We start from the raw sequence: 22,163 nt of genomic DNA on the forward strand, positions 1-22,163 counted from the left end.
GTCGCCCTTTATGCCGTTGTTAGCTTTTTGGGTTGAATTTAAATACTTTTTTGTCAGGTAAATATATTTCACAATTTGCAGCGAAATTTGAACTTTTTGATGTTTTGAAATATTTACAAAATATTGGTTTCTGTTTGTCTTTTTTAAGGCTTGTGTTTATTGCATGGTAACGACAGAGAAAACAGTTTTTTACTCTGATTCCATTACAAAAGGCTCTTTCTGTTTCTTCTACAAAAACAGATGAAGATGCTTTTTGAATTTGAGTAATGTAATTACTTGGGTTGTTTTTTAAATTTTCAAACTCAAAAATTGGAACATTTCCAATTATGCATTTTCCATTTGAAAAAACTGAGAAATAAGTAACATAATAGGGACAACTATCTTTTAAGTTTTGATTTATGGGTCTTGGATTGAAATTATAAAATTTAATTTGGTCATGAGTCACCGATATTGGATCCAAATTTAAAATTTCTAAGTCCTGCTCATTCTCTATTGAAAATTCAATAATTCTAACACCAGAATTTATTTTTTCAGTTGTAGATTGGTGTGTAACAGCGATCTCGATATACAATTTAATACCTTTTGCTGTATGTAACTGTAAGTCTGGAATTAAGAAGCCATCCTTTTTTTCTTCAAATATTGAAATGAACTGTTTTGTAAGATCGTAAGTTTTTAGTTCTTTGCTTTTTTCACATAAAGTTTGTGTTCTAAATAATGAAGATTACTGGTACTTCGTATTCAATATAAAATGGCAAATTGCTAAAAAGACATTTATTATAACGCTCTATGAAGAGTTTTTTTGCAAGCCTGTGTAAATATGATTGAAAATTACAATCTTGAATGTGCTTGTGTCTAAAATGCCATCTTCTAATTTCACCCAAAACAGGTATTAGCGGTTTTCCACATCCGATACACGAATAATCTTTTCTGTCATTTTTAGTTATGGAATCAATACATAGTACAGCACCAAATTCGGATAATGCGTATTTGTATTTTATGTGATTTGTTTCCATATTGAGAATGAAAGCTAACGTTTCTATTCAGCCGCGCGGCTTTTTGCGTCGGCTGAAATAGCCTTGTTAAATGGCTATATTTATGAATCATTACCATCAGCAACTATAAATGTTTCATCTGGCAGGCGTAATTCCCATGGCTCAAAATGAGTTGCCGAGAAACATTCGATGGCTTTCCCATTTTCTAAAACCAATTGAATATCTAAAGCTACAAAACCAGAGGCTCTTGCGCGAATGATCTTTAATCCTATAAGTGAGTTAAGTTCTGCACCATTTGGATATGACTCTGCTCCAAATTCGATACCTTGTTGTGAGCTGACTCGCCAAGAAGATGAGGTTGAAAATAACCAATTTTTCCCCGATACGCTAAAGCATTCATTTTCCCAAAGGCATTGTTCTATGGCTAAAGGAAGAAACTGGCTTATTTTATCTATGTAATACGGCAATGTTTAGATTCCCTGGTCATTTAACGCCACGCATGTGGGGCCGCCGAGCGAAGCGAGGGCACTGGCGCGGAGCGCCAGCGATCCCTTACAATGCGTTTGTTAGGTTTTTAATGTTTCATCAAAGTATTTGAGTTTATTGCCTTTAGCTTTCTCGATTTCATCAATAGAAACGTGTTGCCCAGAAGCAATTTTTTCAACTATTGGAATAAACCATACGGATTTTGACAATACGAAATGCTCTTTCCATGAAGGAAATAATGCCTTTTTGGCGGAACAATAACATCCATTCAAAAGCCAAGTGTAACCACTCCAAAAATATATAGGCTTTTCCATATCTGGAACATATCGAATTCCATAAGGAAAGATCGAATTGTCTTGGCTAAAACCTTTGCCAATTTCATATTTTCTAATTGATTTTTCCATTACCGATTGAAACCTAACGCTGAATTCACCGCGAGGGCGGCGCAGACCGACACCGGTGAATAGGTTAAATTGTTTGAAAACCGAAGTCGCTCGCCGAAGAGCAGCTGTAAGCCCGTCCGGTGAAATGACATGTTAGCCACTTATTCGTATCGAATGTTAGCGATTATTTTTTTGTTATTCAGTAGAACTGACTGAGCAAAATCTTGTTCTTTTTGCGTTGGAACTTCCAGTTTTACATCTATATATTTTTTGTTTTTATGCATTAATACAGGGCCTAAAAGACGACCGGAGTTCGCATATTCTAATTCAGAGACTGCTTGATTCAATAATTTGCGAAACTCAATCCAGTATTCAGACGTAGGATTATTGTATTTTTTTGCATTGTGTAGATAGTTTCCAAGCATTTCGGCTTTTTTTCGAAGAGATTTTTTTACAGGGGTATATTTTGTTTGTAATAGGATTTCGCTTTTATCAAAGTTATAAATATCTAAAATAGCTTCTTTTTCTCCAGTGCTAAAAACGGACTCAATGTTCTTTGCCAGTTTGGCAACTTGCCAACCTTGTTTTTTCTTTTTTGAAATATGTTTCTGAACTTCAAGATATTGTTGCATTCTCGCTTCGACGCCACAACGAAGTTCGAATGCTGCATAAAATAGAGTTTCAAGTTTATTTGCATCTATACATATTTTTGCTCTTTTTAAATAGTCTCTGGAACCAATTTTGTAATCCATAATGATGAGATCCAATGGCTAACGCGTGCTTCACCCGACGGGTGCCGAAGCACGAAAGTGCTTGATATTTGACAACAATCGGGTGACGAAGCAGACTGAAAAAACCGCACTTGCACCCGGTCGGCGTGAAAGCAATTGTTAAATGCCGCTATTCAAATACAAGCTTACCTTTTGAAGACACTAATGTTTGCTTTCGGTTCATCAATGCCCATTCTGGATCACCTTCTACCGTTGAAAAGGAACAAACCCATATATCATTGGTTAGTTCAACGACAATTTCTGGTAACCGGGACTCGAATGAATCATCTTAGGATAGGCCATTTAACTGCTTAAGGTACTCAGAAAAATCAGAGTCTGAGGACCAACTACCAAATGCAATTTCATGACCTTTTTCTACTCGCCAACTCCACTGGATCATGATAGTGAGTTCGCCTTTATCATTCGTAAGGTTCCCAACTTCTAAGAAGATTGCACTTCCATAGCCCTGCCAGACACGGCTAACGGGTTTACCGAAATATGGATTTACAAACTCTAAAGCTTCTTCTTTTGAGGCTATATTCATATGCAAATTAAGTCATTTAACGATTGAATTCACCGGTGAGGGCGGCGAAGGCCGACAACGGTGGATAGGTAAAAATCGTTCGAAAACCGAAGTCGCTCAACGAAGTGCAGCTGTAGCCCGATCCGGTGTAATGATTTGTTAAATTTGTGATTGTTACCAGTTTTTAAAGGGTATGGTTGATTTTAAAATGTTGAAATCATATTTGTTATGATTTTTCAATATGTTCAAAGGCATTATATTCAAGTTTTTGTTTACACTTGGCCCAATCAGTATTTCCTTAATAGAATTCGATGGAAATGACAAATCGATATATGGAATAAGTAAGTTACCTTTAGATCGAATCTTTACATTTGCGTTATCATCTTTCTCTTTAATATTGATATACCTAATCTCGGATTCTTCACTAAAACTTGGATGCTTTAGTCTTGCCGATAGTTTTGCGAGTTCGTATCTTACAAAGATATGATTTTTTTCTAAATCTAAAGGATGTTTCGTTGGAACATTGGAATAAGATTTGATTGGTAAAACTTTAAAAATGGATTCCCATTCATCTGGAAATGTTAGCTTAACACCAGTTGTTAATTTTTCTACATTAGAACAAAATTCAATAGCCAAATTTTCAACTATTTTTTTCTGTTCGGAATAATCATATACACATTCCATGAGTGAGTTTTGAAAAATAGTATTTATACTTTGGCTGTCAAAGCCGATACAAAATCCACCCTCGTAAGGACAATATCCTCGCCATTGGCTAAGAGTATCTGATTTTTTAGAAAATGAGCATGTATAGACATCATAAATATCGTAGATTTGTCTTACGCAAATATCAAATATTTCTCTGTGTCTATGGACAAGAGCATTATCAATTTGATCAACGGATTCTCTTATGATGTCTTTTGCATATGTATATTCAGTACTATCATTTAAATATTCAAAGTGAGTCGCCCATAGCTTTTGAGAATTTAAAATACCCAACAAACCATCTACTGACGTGTAATGATAAACAATCATAGTTCTCTCGATAAAAATTTAACGCCGCGCTTCACCCGACGGGCGCCGAAGCGCGAAAGTGTTTGAAATATGGCGACCGACAAAAGGCGAAACAGCAAGAAAAACGGCGCTTGCGCCCGGTCGGCGTGGAAGCGCTTGTTAGAGGACTGAGTTATCAGGTCATACGCAATAAAAAAATCACGAAAATTAAAGCAATTACAGATAACCAAAAGAATTTTTGAGTTTTTGACGTTTGTTTATCCTCTATTGCCTTAAGTGGTGCAAACTTAACCAAGAAAATGTGAAACAAAACGTACACTACCAGTGCGGCTATGAGCGGCAACCAATTCCAATAATATAATGATGCTATCGCAGCACCAATGAAAATGAAGTGGGATAATGCACCGACTCCCCATAAAATACCGCCACTAATAGATGATGGTTTACCGCATATTCTACACTTAGCAGCAAGGGATGTACCTGCCATAGCTTTTGACCAAACACTTACTCCAGGCTTATTACAGTGTGGACAATTCATAATAGTATTTGTGCCTCTAACGTTTTAAATCAGGGGCGCGGCTTTTTGCGTCCCCTGAATTTATTTGTTATGTATTTTTTTCCAATAAATATCATTCGTATCTTCTTTATTGTGATGGCAAGCATCACAAAATGAAATACCAAACTCTGTTATTCTAAATTCTTGATGCTCTGTACTTTCCTCAAAAATTTTAGGTACAGAATGATCATCTGGTGGTCGAAACCCAGTCTTAACTATTACACCTAAGCGCTCGAGATTTAGACAAGAAAGGTATATTTGCTCCGCTGATTTATTTACAAGTTTTGCAACGTAAGACACAACTAATGGCGCACCTCGAAGACCCAGGTCACGATACTGTTTTGCCGATGCTGTTTTTCGATACTCAATCATGACTTGAGCATCCAACAGAGACATTTCGCTCAGAATTTTTGTATAAGAAGGATGTACTTTGTTTTGAGCTTCAGGGTCAAGGTGGCACGCCATTAATGAAGAAAACATATTCACAAGGTTTTCTTCATCTGTATTTGCACCATTTTCAAGTAGTGGTACAAATATACTCGGAGAAATATGTTCGGGTTTTATATTTTTTTCCTCTAACAATTCTTTGGTCTTGAGCATTATGCGAACTTGATTTTTGAGCCTCCAGAAGCCAATTGTTTCACTAAGAATTCCACCAAGCTGGTTTAATGGGCCTAATAAAATTGCGTCGGAATAATTTTTTACAATTTTAAGGGATTCGTTATATATTTTAATTTCTTCTGGTGTGAGCATAGTTATCTACTTTCAAATCAATTTGAGAGTTACATGAAGATACATAACAATTATTAGTGGACATTTTTGTCCCATAACACCCTCTCAGGGGTAAATATGGACAATATTGTCCGATATTCCATAGATCCTCGGGAATATGGGACCAGCATGTCCCGTATTCCATTTATTGGGAACCGATCTGTCCCATAATACCTTCTCAAAGGTAAAAACCGACAACGTTGTCCCATAATCCACCATATGCTGGAATACGGGACTGACTTGTCGCATATTCTTATATTTCTGGCATTTTTAGACATCCTTACAGGATGTCATCGGTGTTTGTTGTTATTAATAGTGTTACTTTTAAATTCACACATCATTTTCTCGGGCATTCAGCTGTATGCTGAACACAAAGGCGACTGTCCGTTTATAGCCAAGCTGTTAAATTCTTACTCTTTGGGTCGTATAATTGCAAGAAGGTATTTGTGAGGCCTGGCGTTTTGCTATAACAATGGGCTTGAAATCAAATTTGTATCCGATATTAAAGCCTTTCAGATAAAAAGTGGCGCGACAGCTAACCGTGCTGACGGAGGTGTCGCTCCACTTCATCAATTCATAAGAAATACGCACTGGCTGTTCAGGAATCAGTTGATTTTTACGGCGAATGCCGACAAATCGGCTCTTTGCAGGTTGCGGCCCAAACGATGATTAAGGCCGCTAAAAATAACAAAAGCCGCCCCATGAAACCATGGGACGGCTTTTTAGTCCGTCGCTACCCGAGCCGCACTGGAGTGCAGCGCTCCAGAGGATAAGGGTGCTTGGGGGAATGTGAACAGACCTGTGGCCTTACGATGACCAAGGTCGACGTTTGATTGAAAGGCGGATGCGCTATGACCCGCGAAATCCGCCTACGCCCATGTCGATGCGTCCCCATTCGACCATCACCAATGGGCTACGGCGCGACAGGCAATCCGTCTTCGCCTGCGGCTACGCCGTGACATGGGGGCAAAGCGCATTCGCAATTTGCTTTCAATGTGTTTTCGCTACCGTGGCTTCGCCACCCTTGCCGCCGGAGGCAGCTTTTCAAGTGCTAAACAGTTACATTGTATTTTGCATTTTAGACATATCCGGGTCAGGGGGATCAGCTTAACTTCTGCCCGCATGCAGGACAGAAGTTGAATCCGTCTCCGGTGACGGGTTCCGAACAGTTGGGGCAGGTGCTCTGCACAGGGCCAAGTTCGACGATGAGTTCTCCCTCCCGTACCGGCACCATTTTTTTGTCTTCTTTGTAGTCGGCGTATTTGACGATTCGTTTGACCACGCCGTCCATGGGGGAGAGAACCGCCTTTTCCTGTTTCATGATGGTGATGTTGAAAAGCTCTTCCCCTTTTTTGACGATGTCTCCGGGGAGGACGTAGACGATCCACAAGTCGCCGCTGGTGGGGGAGGCGACCTGGGCCGGGTTGGCTTTGTCGGCCATCTCCACGGCGCCTGCCTTACCGTTGACGGCTTCACCGACTTTCACCGGATAGCTGTAGGTTTCGGCATCCAGGGTGTAGCGCACAAAACTCAAGCCCTGGTCATCGGGCTCGGAGATGTCGATGACGGACATCTGGTGGGGTTTGCCGTCGCTGTCTTTGAAGTTCAGCTCTGATCCCACCTTGAGGCCCTCAAACCAAATTATTAGGGGCAGCCTGTGGGGTTTCAACTGTTGGCCGGAACCGCGTCGACCCTGTCGGGCGTCTCCGGGGTGGTTGAGGTACATGACCAGCTCATCCCTGGAGGGGTTTCGCTTCAGGTGGGCCTTTAGCTGCCGGGTCTCTTCCTCGATATCGATGTCCGCAATGGACGCCAGGGGGGAGTCTTCGGTGCGTTTTTCCAGGGCGTCCTTGAAGCCCGCACCGAAGGCACTTTCATACACCCAGTCCGGCGGGAATCCCAGGGGCAGGCGGCCAAAGCCTCCGGACAGGAGGTTGCGGAAGGCATCGTTGCTTTCCCTGTAGAGCATCAGGCGCTCTTTTTTGTAGACTTCGTCGATCTCCTCTTCGGGGACGCCTGCCACGGCATCCATGATATCGATGAGATGCCGCACTTCTGCTTCGCCACCTCGCTTGAACGCGGCGGTCACCGCCAGGAAGGAGGTGTTCCACGTAATCTGGGACCCCGGCGTCACGTCGTGGTAGCGCACGATCTTGCGGGTTCCTGCAAGGAAACGGAGCATGTAGGGCAGAAGGTGGATGTAGCCCTGCTGTCTGGCCCCTTCCTGGGAGGAGGAGGTGGCACCGCCCGGCATGGCGTGGGAGACGACGTCATGGTCGATTCCCTGGAAGTAGGGGGCTGTGTAGCGGTCATAATACGGCATGATCTGTTTGAGGACAAAGCCGGTGTCACGGATCATCTCTTTGTTTAGATTGGTTTTCAGGCCCAGCTCGCCTTCCATGTAGGCGGCCGTGGACAAGACCTCTCCCTGGCCGTACCACCGCACTGCGGCGCCGATGCCGGTGTCGACGATATGGGCTCCGGCAAGGGCTGCCTCGCCCACAGCGAGTAGACGGGCCGTCGGTGCAATGCCTGTGGTAATGGATCACCAGCTCGGGGTACCGTTCTTTGATGGTCGTAACGAGTTGCCGCATGAACCTGGGCGGGCACACACCGGCCATGTCCTTTAAGCCGATGATAAAGCTCCTGACCGCCTGGGCCTTGGTCAGGCCGCTGACGGAGGAGACCATGGCGATGATCTCTTCAAGGACGTTCATGTAGTGGGGAACGTCGAACCCTTTGGCCCAGGAGAGGGAGATGGCGGGCTCGAAGACGTTGCCCGGGGAGTTCATGACCACCTCGGCAATGGGGCGCATGTTTTCAACATGGTTCAGAAAATCAAAGCAGCGGACCACATCAAAGTCCTCGCAAATCATTTCGCCTGTCAGCCGCATGAGTTTGGGGGGCTGGGGCTTGTACCCGAGGAGGTTGGTGGAGCGGACCAGGATCTGCTTGGGGGTCTTGGGCGCAAAGCGGTTCCACTCCCGGGCCTCGTTGAACGGGTAGGTCATGTTGGCCAGCATGGCGACGTGGAAGTGGGCGCCGCCTCCGTTCTCCAGGGAGAAAAAACCGCACTCGTCAAGATAGGGGCCCATGATCATGTCTTCGGCAAGGCGGAACCGGTTGCCGCTGTTGGACTGGGTGATGTCCCGGGCCGTTGTGTCCGTGAAGTGAACATGATCGGTGTCCCTGACGTAATCCAGCAGAGCCTTTCGGTCACACCTCGGATAGGGGGAGGGGGCATTGCCTGGCCTGACGTCCGGCAACACCGGCGAGAAGCTACCAAGGCGTTTGTCTTCGCGCCCTCTGTAGTCTCCCAGCTCGACAAAGGGGTTGTGTCCGAAGGCCAGAAGATAGACAAGTCGGCTCAGCCTGACAGATTCCTGCTCATTGTCTTTGTAGTGAAGCAGCTCCGGTGTGTTCAGTACAAATTTGGTGTCACACTCTCCGGCCTTGAACGTGGGATGATTGATGATGTTGGCGTGGAAGGGCAGGGTGGTTTTCAAGCCGCCCACAATATACTCGGTGAGGGCGCGGTTCATCACCTCCAGGGTCTTGGGCCAGCTCTGGCCGTAGGCGATGAGCAGTGCCGCCGCAGAGTCATACTGGGAAGGAAACTCATAGCCGGATGAGATGCAGGAGTCCAGGCGGATGGACGGGCCCCCCGGGGAGATGTACCGGGTGATCTTTCCGGCGTTGGGCGCAAAGTTATCCTGGGGATCCTCACAGTTGACCCGAAGCTGCATGGCGTAATTGTTGGGTTTGCACGTCTCATCATTTAAGCGCAGGGGGGCCCCGAAGGCCACGGCGATCTGTTCCTCCACCAGGTCGACCCCGTACCGGCACTCGGTGATCCCGTGCTCCACCTGAAGGCGGGTGTTGACCTCGATGAGGTGGGGGGTGCCGTCGGCATCCAGCAGGAACTCCACCGTTGCCAGTGAGTGATAGCCGATTTCCCGGACCAGCTTTCGGGCGTACTCTTTGAGCTGGCTTCGAATCTCAGGGGTCATTCCTGCCCAGGGAGAGGGGGTGATCTCGATGAGCTTCTGGTGATTTCGCTGGACCGTGCAGTCCCGCTCGTCAAAGGCGAAGACGTTTCCGTATTTGTCCGCGATCACCTGGATCTCGATATGGCGCACTTGGGTCAACATTTTTTCTACAAACAGGCGGGGGTTTCCAAAGGTGGCGTGGGCCAGGGCAGTGGCCTTTTCGAAGGCGCTGTCAAGCTGGTCCTCACGGGTGATCTCATAGATCCCCCGGCCCCCGCCGCCGCCTTCTGCCTTGAGCATGACGGGCAGCCCGATGGTTTTAACAATGGTTTTTGCCTCTTCGATGGTCACGGCGCCATCGGAGCCGGGCACGATGGGAACTCCCAGTTCCCGGGCGAGCTTTCGCACCGCCACCTTGTTGCCGAGAAGGCGCATGGCATCGGTTTCCGGACCGATAAACAGGATGCCCGCCTGGGCGCATTTTCTGGGAAAGATGTCATCTTCCGAGGCAAAGCCCCAGCCGGGGTGAATCGCGGTGATGTCTCTGGCTTTGGCTTCGGCGATGATCTGGTCGATATTGAGGTAGGCCCTGGGGTTTTCACCCAACAAAATGAGTTCCTGGGCGCCGGCGGTAAAGGGGGCGGTCTTATCCACATCCGTAGCCGTTACCACCGGGATGGCTCCGAGCTCCCGTATGGAGCGCGCGATGCGCCTGGCCGTGATTCCCCGGTTTGCCACCAATATTTTCATGCCTTTCAAATCTTGGACAACCTGCTTAAATGTCGTTTCTTTCAACGTGATTCTCCTTTTCTGCGTCAAACATACAAAGAGGGTAGATGCTTGCTGACCGGACGACGGTTGTTCCGCTGCGTGTAAGCAGCTTCAAGCCGCCGTTGGATGATAAACCGAGTATCTTCGCTTCATAAGGCGGGTTTGCGTAGTCTTCAACCCGCACCTTGTCTCCCGCAAATGCCAGATGTGGCTGGATCTTTGCCATAAGTTCCGGCAGATCGGATGAAGTGAACGTACGTAAACTATCCCGTGTCGTTGTCACGAGGTGTCGCCAGAGGGAAAGGGGGGACAGGCCCTTATGGCCAACGTCCTTCAAGCACGCAGCGGCAAGGGCGTTGTCGCTGCGAAGCCTCTCTTCGGGCGGGCTTGAGGTGAGGTTGATACCGACGCCCACCATCCTCACGCCCCCCTTTTCTTCGATGAGGATTCCCCCTACTTTTTTGTTGCCCATGACCAGGTCGTTGGGCCATTTCAGCTTCACTGTCACGCCAATGGCTCCAAGGGCTGTGACCAGCGAATACCCCACAAGCAGCGGGAGGCAGTCCACCTCCAGCAAGGCCGATGAGGGCAGGCGTATTGTGCCGTAGATATTTCCCGTCGGTGAATGCCACTGCCTTCCCAGCTGCCCCTTGCCGGCCCACTGGCTTGCTGCCAGTACCGATCCCCATTCAGGCAACAGGTTTTTCCTGTGGAAACACCAGGCGAGCTGCATGCTGGAGGCACAGGGGCCGGTCACAAACACAGGCAGGTTTTCGTTTTTTCCTGAGACCCAGCATCTGCTTCCGGGGCCTTCCGAAACGAGGCATGCCGAGCTCCAGTGCAAGGGGGATTCAACATCCGGCCCGCAGACACGGGACATGTCCCGCAATTGACCGGGGCCGATGCCTTCGGCAACATCCTCTATGCCGGTGCCCCACAAAATTGTATCGGCCATTGGTTAACCTTCCCGTTTCGTCTATCCCGAATATTTCATGCGAAAACGATTTGAGCTAAAGCAATAAAGCGTTATTGCAGGTGGTTACTGTGAAAAATTAAAGCATTTGTAAAATACAAAATGTAATTCACGGTTTTCTGCCCGATTTTCACACCCTTCGGGCAAGCCGAGTGCACCCATCTTCTGCGTTATCAGAGCTTTGAGGTAAACAACGACATCTGCAGATCTGATGCCTTGAATATGGGCGCACTCGACTCGTGAAATATCCGGGCTGGGGAGCCATGTATTCAAAGGGCCAAGGTGCGCAAGGGATTTCCCTGTACATCAGGGCCAACCGGTTTATGTCCAAAGGGGGCAGGGAAATTATCCTGCTTCTACGTTCTCGGGTTTGTTTATTGTTAATTATTCAATATATTTGAGGCTTTCGCAAGCCCCTCCGGTAAAGTAGAAGCCTTTGGTTTACGCATAAAAAAAGGCCAACAGCGACCACTGTTACGCCTGTTGGAAGCTCGATCCCCTTTAAAGAAGGTACAGTATCTTTGTCTACCAAACTACCTTTAATTTTTCTGACCAGAGCATATGGAAGATTCATTTTGGTGTCATTCTTATTTTATCTGCATGGCCGGAGGCCCCATGGACCCTTAGTACGAATGAGTTGCGTCAGTGGGCGCCTGTCATCGCAGTTTTTTTATTTATATACTGCCACCATCAGCTGTAAGAAAACTTTTCTTCCACATCCTGCTCAAAGGTAATGACAATAATCCGCTCTCCCGCTTTGGTGCTGATGTCTGTATGAAAGCTGACCACATTGATGCCGGTAATGCCGGTGATGACATCCCCCAGAATGTCGCAGGAATTTTCCAGAAGTTTTGCCCGGACCTGCTTGATGAGCTGCGTACCGGCGTCATCCGTTGCAAGATGTCGCTCAGCCGGTGTTAATACGCCTTTCAAGCGAATCAGCACCATGTCCTCGATGATATGGCTCCTCACATCCACCGGACCGCGTCCCATATGCTCTTTTTCAAACGTGAGCAGCGCACTGCTTATTTCAGCTTCCACCTGTCCCTTGCTTTTCTTTTGAGCCGTGCGCGTTCGTTTCTTAATAACCTCTGGTTTATTCATCGTCATCCTGTCGCTGCTTTGTGTTTTCAAAAGCACCACAATACTATAGGGGCTGGCGGCAGGTCAATGTTCAGGGGCCCGGGGCATCCGTTATACCGAAAGGCACGTTGAGCATGTGTGGTCATGATGTCACAAGAGGGGGCAGGGGGGCTCCCCAAGTTCGACAGTCTTACCAGATAAGAGTAGATAACTTCTTGTAAATATTAACGATTCATCGCGCTATCCCGGGTCTTTCATGAGGAAACGGGCTGGGTGTGACAATGATGAACTATTACAATTGCTTATTGATAGAAAGTTAGGTGCTTTAAAAATACAAAATGTAATTCACGGTTTTCTGATCGATTTTCTCACCCCTCGGCGCGTGAAATATCCGGGCTAAGCGAGACGAACTGAAACGGAGCGCACTCCTGTGCGGCTTTTTGGGTGCAGCCTGGCGCCGGATGCAGCGCCCAGGGGATTGGGGGACTAAATGGTGATGAAAATACGCCGATGGTCGAAACGATGACCAAGGTCAAAAAGAAACCTAACCGGTAGTGGGGTATGGGGCCTTTAGGCGCAGAGACAGGCTTAACATTCAAGCCTCCCGTTCGACGGGAGGTTTTGACTCCGGTGGGCCGCTTTTGAAAAACGACCCACCGGAGACACGTTGGACAGGTACGGCTCTATTGGATGGCCGTGCCGTCGTCGGTGAAGATGGGGATGTGCTTGTCCGCATCGTCCACGGAGACGATCTGAACCTGGGTGCCGTCGGAGTTGGAGAAGAGCCCGTTGCCGTCGTGGGTCCACCCGTCGCCGGAGTTGGAGAGGTCCACGGTGACCTGGTCGCCGTCACCACCCGAGACGTGGAGCACGTTCTCAGGTCCGGTCATGTCCAGCACATCCTCCAAGGTCAGGGAGACGGTCTGAGCACTGTCCGAGGTAAGATCCAGGGCTTCGATGTTGGTGACAGCGCCCTTGTCCAGGGCGCTGAAGTCCAGGACCTGCTGGGAGATCCTCAGGGTATCGGTGCCTTCCCCTCCGTCCACATGGGCGTCCTGGGCATCAAAGACAATGGTATCGTCCCCTCCGCCAGCGTGGATGGTATCGTGGCCCTGGCCGCCATCGAAGATCTCATCGGCGTCGTTTCCTATCAGCACGTCATCTCCCTCGTTGCCGTAGAGATGGACAGGGGCGTTGTCGGTGGTGCCTTCCAGGGTGACGCTGCTCGTTTTGCCATGATGGTTATAGGTACCGGACACCTCGCTGCCGTCACTCAAAGAGACCGTGATGCCGACATCCTGCTTGCCGAAAGCATTGCCTTTATCAAATTGGTTACTACTTAGAAAATCTGTGTCGATACCAAACCGGAATTGGTCCTGCGAAGTAAAGGTCCCCGGTTCGAAGGTGATGGTCATTTTTGAGTGATCATCGGATAGCGAAAAGTTCACATCGCTGGAGGAGATCCCCCTGGTCTCATCTCCAATAAACGGACCGTAACTATCGAAATCATAGTAGTCGGATGGATCAAACACCGCATTCAAATCGCCTCCGGCGCGCAGGTCGATAGTCACAGCCAGGATGGACAGGGACGTATTGCTCGTAAACTGGATGCCCATTTGATTTGATGAATCACCGGTCCAGCCCCTTTCGACATCAGCCTGGATAGAAAACGTACCGGAATTGGACCTTGTGTTCACAAGGATATCGTCGCCGATGGTGCCGTAAAGATTTGCACTATCCTCTACCACAACCTCGGCCTTGGCCGTGTCCGAGACGTCCCCCGAAGAGATGTCGTAGGTGAAGGCATCACCGTCGGAAAGATCGTGCAGGGTCACCTGATCGGATGACTGGGTCAGCTGGGTACTGCCTTCGGCATGGATGCTTCCGTCATCGATGCTGTTTGCCCCGGAGTCGTTTGCCAGAAGGGCGGAAAAGTCGATGGCCAGGTCATCCCCCAGGGCCGCGTTGGTGATGATGGTGTCGTGGTTGGCATCAATGGCGGCCACGTAGTCCAGATTGATGATGAGGTCCACAGACGTGGTGTCGCCGTCGCCGTCAACGGCTGTGAGGACAAAGGACTCTTGCTCTCCGGAGATGGTGTCTTTGGGGTTGATGGTGTAGAAATATTCCCCTGTTTCATAGTTGATGTCGAGGGTTCCCCCTCGGGCCGTGGAGATGCTTTCCGTGGCAGACCCGTTCGGATCGTAGGTGTGGAGCTCACCGTCCACCAGGATGGACTGGATGTGACCGCCGTCCGCGCCCAGGTGGATTCCGTCGTCTCCTTCGGTGGCCAGGAGGGTGGCATCGCCCTTGACGATCCCTTCTGAGACCGTTTCAAGCAGGGTCTGCTTCAGGTCAAAGGCGTTGTGGACCTGAACAACGTGTGGGTCGGGGTCGTTCGAGTTTGCAGGGTTGGGCCAGGCGATGGGTTTCAGTTCTTCGAGGTCTGAAGACTCGGTGATGCCGATTCCAAAGACTGTGTCGATGCTGCTTCCTTCGCCCTTGAGAAAGGTCTCCCATTCGGTTTGGTCGCACTCATCGCCTTGGTTGGGTTCTCCGTCAGAGATAAAGTAAAGCAGTGTGCTGTCTGCCTTAGGAGGATCGAAATCCTCCCTGACCGTGTCCAGCGCACCGTCATAGTCGGTTCCGCCCCAGGCGTGGATATTGTTCAGATATGTGTTGGCCCCGTTTTTATCGTCCATGAACCACTCTGATTTCACGGCAGAGTTCTCGAATCGGACAAACTGAATGTTGACGTTGCCGAGGTTGTCGTAGGAATCGAACATGGCGGAAAGAGCTTCCTTGGCAACATCCATTCGGACGTTGTTCGGATCAAAGTCATCCTCCCCATATTCATTTCCATCCATGTCGAAGGCCATGCTGCCGGATCGGTCCAGCACTATAATAAGGTTGGTGGTTTTTACGTCCGCCGCGTCCTCATGGATATCTGCCGTTACAGTCTCACCTGTCGGGGCGTCATCCTGGATGTTTACCGTAAGGGATCCGGTCAGTCGTTCTCCGTCGGAATCCGAGATCGTGTAGCTTATGGTGTCCACCACATCGTCACCCTGGGACGGATGCTCGAGGGTGTACTCGTAATCCCCTGCTCGGTGAAGGCCGTCGGATTCGGTGTATACCGTGATGGTGCCGTAGTCCGTCTGAATACTCAGCTGGCCGCCGGATGCCTCCGTGTCGCTGTGGGCTCCGCTGGTGATGCTTGAGATGAAGGCATCGCCGTCCACACCCATGTCGTTGTCCAAGAGGTTGCCGGTAACGGTTTCCGAATCAGTGGCTGCCTCGGTTCCTTCGGGCAGGCCTGCCTCGTGGGCAACGGCGCTGTCGGCGACCGTAGACAGGTTATCATGGCGGATGGTGACGGAAGCCGTGGAGCTGTCTCCGTCCGAGTCGGTGATGGTGTAGTCAAAGCTGTCTTCGAGGTTCCACCAGTGGGGATGCCAGTGCTCTGAGGACGTGTAGGTGTAGCTTCCGTCCTGATAGATTTGCAGGTCGCCGTGTCGGCCGGAGATGGTGTTGTCCGGAATCTCGTGGGATCCCTGCATCAGGGTACCGTCTTCGGCAAAGGTATATGTCTCCCCTCTGTAGGTGATGGACGTGAGAGTCACGTCATCGGCATCGACATCGTCGGCACCCATGTCCTCGCCCCCTTCACCCAGGATGACATTACCGGTGGCTGTGCCCCTGAAGCCGACACTGTCCGTGTCATCCACGGCAACGGGTGCAGAGTCCATGACGTAAATTTCCAGGGATGAGGAGGTTGATGCCGAGGCTCCCCCGTCGGCTTCGGTGGATGTTGCCGTTGCGGTCAACGTATAGGATTCACCGAAACCTCCTGAGTTGGCATAGGCGGTGATGGTCAGGTTGGACAGGTCCCAGTCGGTGACATCCATTTCGTGGAGAGCATCCGTGGCGGTAAAGGTGTGGGTCCCGTCGGTGAGAACCGCACCTGTGGGGATACCCGAGAGCACGATGGAGGTGATGGACTCAGATCCGTCCGTGTCTGTCGGCTGGGCACCAAGGGTAATGGAAACCGGGTCTCCTTCCATGCCGATCAGGTCATACTGAGATTGATTGGACTCATAGGTGTGGATCTGGGAGATCTCCTCATCCGTCAATACCCTGTCGTACACACGGATGTCATCGAGCTGGCCTTCCAGGTACGTGTGGTTGCCGTCGGATCCGAAGGTCGCACCGAATCCGCTGAGATCCATGCCATCCCTGATGCCGGGTTCTGTTACTCTGGTGTCCTCAAGAACACCGTCGACGTACATCTTGGTCTCACCGGTTTCATGATCCCGGGTCATGACCACATGGTGCCACTGCCCGTCGTTTACGGCCGTGGTGGATCCGGCTCCGGTGCTGTCCCCAACCCCCATGTTGATCTGCCCGTCGTCGTCGATCCATCCCCATTGGATATCGTCTGTGCCCCCGTGTTTCTCGGAGCCGATGATGCTCGGAGAGTTCCACCCAATGGTGTTGGTCCCGTCTCCTCCCGTATACCCGTCCGGGAGCTTGACCCAGACAGAAAGAGTCGCGGTGCCGGAAAGCGGCTCGGTGTAATCCCCGGAGACATCCACGTAATCCCCGTCACCGTCCAAGACCAGGGCACCGTTGTTGTGGTTCGACCCAGCAGAATGCGCATCACCGGTCAAGGTGCCTTCCTGGTCATTCACAAGGTCGTGGGTTGTTCCTCCGGGGGCACCATTCTCTTCAAAGACCCAATGTCCCACCAGTCCGTCACTCACCACATTGTCGCTGCTTACCTGAAAATCGATCACAGGCGCATCCGCAACAGGCGTTACTGTAACATGGAGAGATTTCGTGACAGTTTCTGTATCGCCTCCGATTTCCGTGGCCGTAGCTGTAACCGTCAGGTCAATATCCACATCGCTGTCGGCCGGCGGCTTGATGGTGAGGCCGTCAAGCTGGTCCTGAGTCAGGGTCCATGTGCCGTCGCCGTTGTTGGTGCCTGCGCTGAGAGTTGCCCCTTCAGGCACGCCGCCGATGGTGATGTCCGACAAGGTCTCGCTGCCGTCGGTGTCGGTGAGGGCGGCAGAGATGTCCAGAGGAATCTCTGCGTCCTCATTGCCTGTGACATCGGTTGTCTCCACGGACGGTGCGATTGCCGTTATGTCCACGGTGTGGGTGGATTCAGTAGAGGCGGTAAAGGGATTACCTGCGTCATCGGTACCGGTGACCGTTACGGTGAACTCAGTATCCGCGGCCAGGTCAGTACCTGCCACGTTTACGGTGAAGGTGCCGTCGGCGTTCACCGTGCCCCGGTAGTCGTTGCCGTTAACGGTAAAGGTGACCACGTCGTCCTCGGCGGCGTCTCCACCGACGGTGCCGGTAACTTCGATGGTGCTTTCCATTTCCAAGGCGTTGATGACATCGTCGTTGGTGATGGGGTTGACAGCGATTGTGGCCGATGCTTCAAGGTCCACCGAGAACTCATTGGATTCGGCTTGGTTAGTGTTGCCGTGGGCGTCCTCAGCCGTGATAGTGAGTGTGTGGTCACCGTGAGCCAGGGAGCCTGAAAGTTCTGCACTCCAGGATCCCTGATCGTTGACTATTGTGGTGCCGACGTTATTGCCATTTTCATCGAAGATCGTAATCGTGGCGCCGGGCTCTCCGGTGCCGGTGATCTGGGGCGTGTTGTCGTTAGTATCGGCCACGGTGTCGACAGCCACCTCGGTGACGGTGTCGACGGTAAAGGCCCCGGAGCTGGTGGTTTTGGTGTTGCCCAGGGCGTCCTCGGCGGTGATCGTCAAGGTGTGGGAGCCGTCGGTCAAGGTATCAAGGTCCGCGGTCCACTTGCCGTCGGAGCCCACGGTGGCGGTGCCAACCTGGGTGTCGCCGTCCATGATGGTGATGGTGGCGCCGGGCTCGCCTGTGCCGGTGATCTGGGGCGTGTTGTCGTTGGTGTCGGATATTGCATCGACAGCCACCTCGGTGACGGTGTCGACGGTAAAGGCCCCGGAGCTGGTGGCCTTGGTGTTGCCCAGGGCGTCCTCGGCGGTGACCGTCAGGGTGTGGGAGCCATCGGTGAGGGTATTCAGCTCTGCGGTCCACTTGCCGTCGGAGCCCACGGTGGCGGTGCCAACCTGGGTGTCGCCGTCCATGATGGTGATGGTGGACCCGGGCTCGCCGGTGCCGGTGATCTGGGGCGTGTTGTCGCTGGTGTCGGCAATGGTATCGACGGCCACTTCGGTGGCGGTGTCGACGGTAAAGACACCGGAGCTGGTGGTCTTGGTGTTGCCCAGGGCGTCCTCGGCGGTGACCGTCAGGGTGTGGGAGCCATCGGTGAGGGTATTCAGGCTGTTCGGCCCACTTGCCGTCGGACCCCACGGTGGCGGTGCCAACCTGGGTGTCGCCGTCCATGATGGTGATGGTGGCGCCGGGCTCGCCTGTGCCGGTGATCTGGGGCGTGTTGTCGTTGGTGTCGGATATTGCATCGACAGCCACCTCGGTGACGGTGTCGACGGTAAAGGCCCCGGAGCTGGTGGCCTTGGTGTTGCCCAGGGCGTCCTCGGCGGTGACCGTCAAGGTGTGGGAGCCGTCGGTGAGGGTATTCAGCTCCGCGGTCCACTTGCCGTCGGAGCCCACGGTGGCGGTGCCAACCTGGGTGTCGCCGTCCATGATGGTGATGGTGGATCCGGGCTCGCCTGTGCCGGTGACCTGGGGCGTGTTGTCGCTGGTGTCGGATATTGCATCGACAGCCACCTCGGTGACGGTGTCGACGGTAAAGGCCCCGGAGCTGGTGGTCTTGGTGTTGCCCAGGGCGTCCTCGGCGGTGATCGTCAGGGTGTGGGAGCCATCGGTCAAGGTACCAAGGTCTGCGGTCCACTTGCCGTCGGAGCCCACGGTGGCGGTGCCAACCTGGGTGTCGCCGTCCATGATGGTGATGGTGACCGGGCTCGCCTGTGCCGGTGATCTGGGGCGTGTTGTCGCTGGTGTCGGCAATGGTATCGACAGCCACTTCGGTGGCGGTGTCGACGGTAAAGGCCCCGGAGCTGGTGGTCTTGGTGTTGCCCAGGGCATCCTCGGCGGTGACCGTCAGGGTGTGGGAGCCGTCGGCCAAGGTATCAAGGTCTGCGGTCCACTTGCCGTCGGACCCCACGGTGGCGGTGCCAACCTGGGTGTCGCCGTCCATGATGGTGATGGTGGATCCGGTCTCGCCGGTGCCGGTGATCTGGGGCGTGTTGTCGCTGGTGTCGGCAATGGTATCAACGGCCACTTCGGTGACGGTATCGACGGTAAAGGCCCCGGAGCTGGTGGTCTTGGTGTTGCCCAGGGCGTCCTCGGCGGTGATCGTCAGGGTGTGGGAGCCGTCGGCCAAGGTATCAAGGTCTGCGGTCCACTTGCCGTCGGACCCCACGGTGGCGGTGCCAACCTGGGTGTCGCCGTCCATGATGGTGATGGTGGATCCGGTCTCGCCGGTGCCGGTGATCTGGGGCGTGTTGTCGCTGGTGTCGGCAATGGTATCGACGGCCACTTCGGTGACGGTATCGACGGTAAAGGCCCCGGAGCTGGTGGTCTTGGTGTTGCCCAGGGCGTCCTCGGCGGTGACCGTGAGGGTGTGGGAGCCGTCGGCCAAGGTATCAAGGTCCGCGGTCCATTTGCCGTCGGAGCCCACGGTGGCGGTGCCAACCTGGGTGTCGCCGTCCATGATGGTGATGGTGGCGCCGGGCTCGCCTGTGCCGGTGACCTGGGGCGTGTTGTCGCTGGTGTCGGCAATGGTATCAACGGCCACTTCGGTGACGGTATCGACGGTAAAGGCCCCGGAGCTGGTGGTCTTGGTGTTGCCCAGGGCGTCCTCGGCGGTGACCGTCAGGGTGTGGGAGCCGTCGGTGAGGGTATCAAGGTCTGCGGTCCATTTGCCGTCGGAACCCACGGTGGCGGTGCTGAACCTGGGTGTCGCCGTCCATGATGGTGATGGTGGCGCCGGGCTCGCCTGTGCCGGTGATCTGGGGCGTGTTGTCGCTGGTGTCGGCAATGGTATCGACAGCCACTTCGGTGACGGTATCGACGGTAAAGGCCCCGGAGCTGGTGGTCTTGGTGTTGCCCAGGGCGTCCTCGGCGGTGATCGTGAGGGTGTCGAGATCGGTGAGGGTATTCAGCTCTGCGGTCCACTTGCCGTCGGACCCCACGGTGGCGGTGCCGACCTGGGTGTCGCCGTCCATGATGGTGATGGTGGCGCCGGGCTCGCCTGTGCCGGTGATCTGGGGCGTGTTGTCGCTGGTGTCGGCAATGGTATCGACAGCCACTTCGGTGACGGTATCGACGGTAAAGGCCCCGGAGCTGGTGGTCTTGGTGTTGCCCAGGGCGTCCTCGGCGGTGATCGTGAGGGTGTGGGAGCCATCGGTGAGGGTATTCAGCTCTGCGGTCCACTTGCCGTCGGACCCCACGGTGGCGGTGCCGACCTGGGTGTCGCCGTCCATGATGGTGATGGTGGCGCCGGGCTCGCCGGTGCCGGTGATCTGGGGCGTGTTGTCGCTGGTGTCGGCAATGGTATCGACAGCCACTTCGGTGGCGGTGTCGACGGTAAAGGCCCCGGAGCTGGTGGTCTTGGTGTTGCCCAGGGCATCCTCGGCGGTGACCGTCAGGGTGTGGGAGCCGTCGGCCAAGGTATCAAGGTCTGCGGTCCACTTGCCGTCGGACCCCACGGTGGCGGTGCCAACCTGGGTGTCGCCGTCCATGATGGTGATGGTGGCGCCGGGCTCGCCTGTGCCGGTGATCTGGGGCGTGTTGTCGCTGGTGTCAGCAATGGTATCAACGGCCACCTCGGTGACGGTGTCGACGGTAAAGGCCCCGGAGCTGGTGGTCTTGGTGTTGCCCAGGGCGTCCTCGGCGGTGACCGTGAGGGTGTGGGAGCCATCGGTGAGGGTGCTCAGCTCTGCGGTCCACTTGCCGTCAGACCCCGGTGGCGGTGCCAACCTGGGTGTCGCCGTCCATGATGGTGATGGTGGCGCCGGGCTCGCCTGTGCCGGTGACCTGGGGCGTGTTGTCGCTGGTGTCGGCAATGGTATCAACGGCCACTTCGGTGGCGGTGTCGATGGTAAAGACGTCGGAGCTGGTGGTCTTGGTATTGCCCAGGGCGTCCTCGGCGGTGACCGTCAGGGTGTGGGAGCCGTCGGTGAGGGTGCTCAGCTCTGCGGTCCATTTGCCGTCGGACCCCACGGTGGCGGTGCTGATCTGGGTGTCGCCGTCCATGATGGTGATGGTGGATCCGGGCTCGCCGGTGCCGGTGATCTGGGGCGTGTTGTCGCTGGTGTCAGCAATGGTATCGACGGCCACCTCGGTGACGGTATCGACGGTAAAGGCCCCGGAGCTGGTGGTCTTGGTGTTACCCAGGGCGTCCTCGGCGGTGACCGTGAGGGTGTGGGAGCCATCGGTGAGGGTATCAAGGTCTGCGGTCCACTTGCCGTCGGACCCCACGGTGGCGGTGCCGACCTGGGTGTCGCCGTCCATGATGGTGATGGTGGATCCGGGCTCGCCGGTGCCGGTGATCTGGGGCGTGTTGTCGCTGGTGTCAGCAATGGTATCAACGGCCACCTCGGTGACGGTGTCGACGGTAAAGGCCCCGGAGCTGGTGGTCTTGGTGTTGCCCAGGGCGTCCTCGGCGGTGACCGTGAGGGTGTGGGAGCCGTCGGCCAAGGTATCAAGGTCCGCGGTCCTTGCCGTCGGAGCCCACGGTGGCGGTGCCAACCTGGGTGTCGCCGTCCATGATGGTGATGGTGGATCCGGGCTCGCCTGTGCCGGTGACCTGGGGCGTGTTGTCGCTGGTGTCGGATATTGCATCGACAGCCACCTCGGTGACGGTGTCGACGGTAGAGG

The 22,163-nt window shown here is 52.7% G+C and carries 16 protein-coding genes and 2 pseudogenes; all 18 read right to left on the reverse strand.

The window, feature by feature from the left end; translation table 11 throughout:
• Positions 1-19: 19 nt before the first annotated feature.
• Positions 20-571 (reverse strand): hypothetical protein, encoded by a 552-nt coding sequence (locus ACOYW2_RS09475; protein WP_482770236.1) that lies wholly within the window; start codon positions 569-571, stop codon positions 20-22.
• A gap of 136 nt (positions 572-707) precedes the next feature.
• Positions 708-1,013 carry a competence protein CoiA family protein gene (locus ACOYW2_RS09480; RefSeq protein WP_482770237.1) on the reverse strand — a complete coding sequence of 102 codons (306 nt, stop codon included), beginning with the start codon at positions 1,011-1,013 and terminating at the stop codon, positions 708-710.
• 80 nt (positions 1,014-1,093) lie between these two features.
• Complete coding sequence (locus tag ACOYW2_RS09485) at positions 1,094-1,459, reverse strand: hypothetical protein (protein ID WP_482770238.1); 366 nt, start codon at positions 1,457-1,459, stop codon at positions 1,094-1,096.
• 99 nt (positions 1,460-1,558) lie between these two features.
• Positions 1,559-1,882, reverse strand: coding sequence for a hypothetical protein (locus tag ACOYW2_RS09490; RefSeq protein ID WP_482770239.1), 324 nt, complete (start codon positions 1,880-1,882; stop codon positions 1,559-1,561).
• A gap of 140 nt (positions 1,883-2,022) precedes the next feature.
• Positions 2,023-2,613, reverse strand: coding sequence for a hypothetical protein (locus ACOYW2_RS09495; protein ID WP_482770240.1), 591 nt, complete (start codon positions 2,611-2,613; stop codon positions 2,023-2,025).
• Between the two features lie 307 nt (positions 2,614-2,920).
• Complete coding sequence (locus ACOYW2_RS09500) at positions 2,921-3,175, reverse strand: hypothetical protein (RefSeq protein WP_482770241.1); 255 nt, start codon at positions 3,173-3,175, stop codon at positions 2,921-2,923.
• Positions 3,176-3,328: 153 nt separating this feature from the next.
• The gene (locus ACOYW2_RS09505; protein ID WP_482422711.1) at positions 3,329-4,186 is read right to left on the reverse strand and encodes a DUF2971 domain-containing protein; all 858 of its coding nucleotides are present in this window, start codon (positions 4,184-4,186) and stop codon (positions 3,329-3,331) included.
• 154 nt (positions 4,187-4,340) lie between these two features.
• Positions 4,341-4,652 carry a hypothetical protein gene (locus ACOYW2_RS09510; RefSeq protein WP_482422712.1) on the reverse strand — a complete coding sequence of 104 codons (312 nt, stop codon included), beginning with the start codon at positions 4,650-4,652 and terminating at the stop codon, positions 4,341-4,343.
• A gap of 111 nt (positions 4,653-4,763) precedes the next feature.
• Complete coding sequence (locus tag ACOYW2_RS09515; protein ID WP_482422713.1) at positions 4,764-5,474, reverse strand: Abi-alpha family protein; 711 nt, start codon at positions 5,472-5,474, stop codon at positions 4,764-4,766.
• A 1,120-nt stretch (positions 5,475-6,594) separates the two neighbouring features.
• A complete protein-coding gene (locus ACOYW2_RS09520) occupies positions 6,595-7,911 on the reverse strand; it encodes a zinc ribbon domain-containing protein (protein WP_482770242.1) in 1,317 nt (438 codons plus the stop codon).
• On the reverse strand, positions 7,841-10,231 hold the full coding sequence (locus ACOYW2_RS09525; RefSeq protein WP_482770243.1) for an ATP-binding protein: 2,391 nt from the start codon (positions 10,229-10,231) through the stop codon (positions 7,841-7,843). Before ACOYW2_RS09525 ends, ACOYW2_RS09520 begins: the two co-directional genes overlap by 71 nt.
• A 25-nt stretch (positions 10,232-10,256) precedes the next feature.
• Complete coding sequence (locus ACOYW2_RS09530; protein WP_482770244.1) at positions 10,257-11,207, reverse strand: biotin--[acetyl-CoA-carboxylase] ligase; 951 nt, start codon at positions 11,205-11,207, stop codon at positions 10,257-10,259.
• Positions 11,208-11,915: 708 nt separating this feature from the next.
• Entirely contained in the window at positions 11,916-12,329 is a 414-nt protein-coding gene (locus ACOYW2_RS09535) for a Na-translocating system protein MpsC family protein (RefSeq protein WP_092214495.1), read from the reverse strand.
• A 662-nt stretch (positions 12,330-12,991) separates the two neighbouring features.
• Entirely contained in the window at positions 12,992-18,688 is a 5,697-nt protein-coding gene (locus tag ACOYW2_RS09540; protein WP_482770245.1) for an Ig-like domain-containing protein, read from the reverse strand.
• Between the two features lie 16 nt (positions 18,689-18,704).
• Positions 18,705-19,367, reverse strand: a pseudogene (locus ACOYW2_RS09545) (Ig-like domain-containing protein); the annotation flags it as partial.
• Positions 19,327-20,220: pseudogene (locus ACOYW2_RS09550) on the reverse strand (Ig-like domain-containing protein); the annotation flags it as partial. The pseudogenes ACOYW2_RS09545 and ACOYW2_RS09550, both read right to left, overlap by 41 nt.
• Positions 20,186-21,262, reverse strand: coding sequence for an Ig-like domain-containing protein (locus tag ACOYW2_RS09555; RefSeq protein ID WP_482770246.1), 1,077 nt, complete (start codon positions 21,260-21,262; stop codon positions 20,186-20,188). The gene ACOYW2_RS09555 and the pseudogene ACOYW2_RS09550, both read right to left, overlap by 35 nt.
• Positions 21,240-22,127 (reverse strand): Ig-like domain-containing protein, encoded by an 888-nt coding sequence (locus ACOYW2_RS09560; protein ID WP_482770247.1) that lies wholly within the window; start codon positions 22,125-22,127, stop codon positions 21,240-21,242. The genes ACOYW2_RS09555 and ACOYW2_RS09560 overlap by 23 nt, the downstream gene beginning before the upstream one ends.
• Positions 22,128-22,163: the final 36 nt, after the last annotated feature.

The sequence above is a fragment of the Desulfoluna sp. CLI2B genome (genome assembly GCF_056847375.1).

What these genes read in the sequence shown, in the direction of transcription:
- ACOYW2_RS09480 (WP_482770237.1), bottom strand. Translation starts at nt 1,013, where the DNA reads ATGGAAACAAATCACATAAAATACAAATACGCATTATCCGAATTTGGT.
- ACOYW2_RS09490 (WP_482770239.1), bottom strand. Translation starts at nt 1,882, where the DNA reads ATGGAAAAATCAATTAGAAAATATGAAATTGGCAAAGGTTTTAGCCAA.
- ACOYW2_RS09495 (WP_482770240.1), bottom strand. Translation starts at nt 2,613, where the DNA reads ATGGATTACAAAATTGGTTCCAGAGACTATTTAAAAAGAGCAAAAATA.
- ACOYW2_RS09500 (WP_482770241.1), bottom strand. Translation starts at nt 3,175, where the DNA reads ATGAATATAGCCTCAAAAGAAGAAGCTTTAGAGTTTGTAAATCCATAT.
- ACOYW2_RS09505 (WP_482422711.1), bottom strand. Translation starts at nt 4,186, where the DNA reads ATGATTGTTTATCATTACACGTCAGTAGATGGTTTGTTGGGTATTTTA.
- ACOYW2_RS09510 (WP_482422712.1), bottom strand. Translation starts at nt 4,652, where the DNA reads ATGGCAGGTACATCCCTTGCTGCTAAGTGTAGAATATGCGGTAAACCA.
- ACOYW2_RS09515 (WP_482422713.1), bottom strand. Translation starts at nt 5,474, where the DNA reads ATGCTCACACCAGAAGAAATTAAAATATATAACGAATCCCTTAAAATT.
- ACOYW2_RS09525 (WP_482770243.1), bottom strand. Translation starts at nt 10,231, where the DNA reads ATGAAAATATTGGTGGCAAACCGGGGAATCACGGCCAGGCGCATCGCG.
- ACOYW2_RS09530 (WP_482770244.1), bottom strand. Translation starts at nt 11,207, where the DNA reads ATGGCCGATACAATTTTGTGGGGCACCGGCATAGAGGATGTTGCCGAA.
- ACOYW2_RS09535 (WP_092214495.1), bottom strand. Translation starts at nt 12,329, where the DNA reads ATGAATAAACCAGAGGTTATTAAGAAACGAACGCGCACGGCTCAAAAG.
- ACOYW2_RS09560 (WP_482770247.1), bottom strand. Translation starts at nt 22,127, where the DNA reads ATGCAATATCCGACACCAGCGACAACACGCCCCAGGTCACCGGCACAG.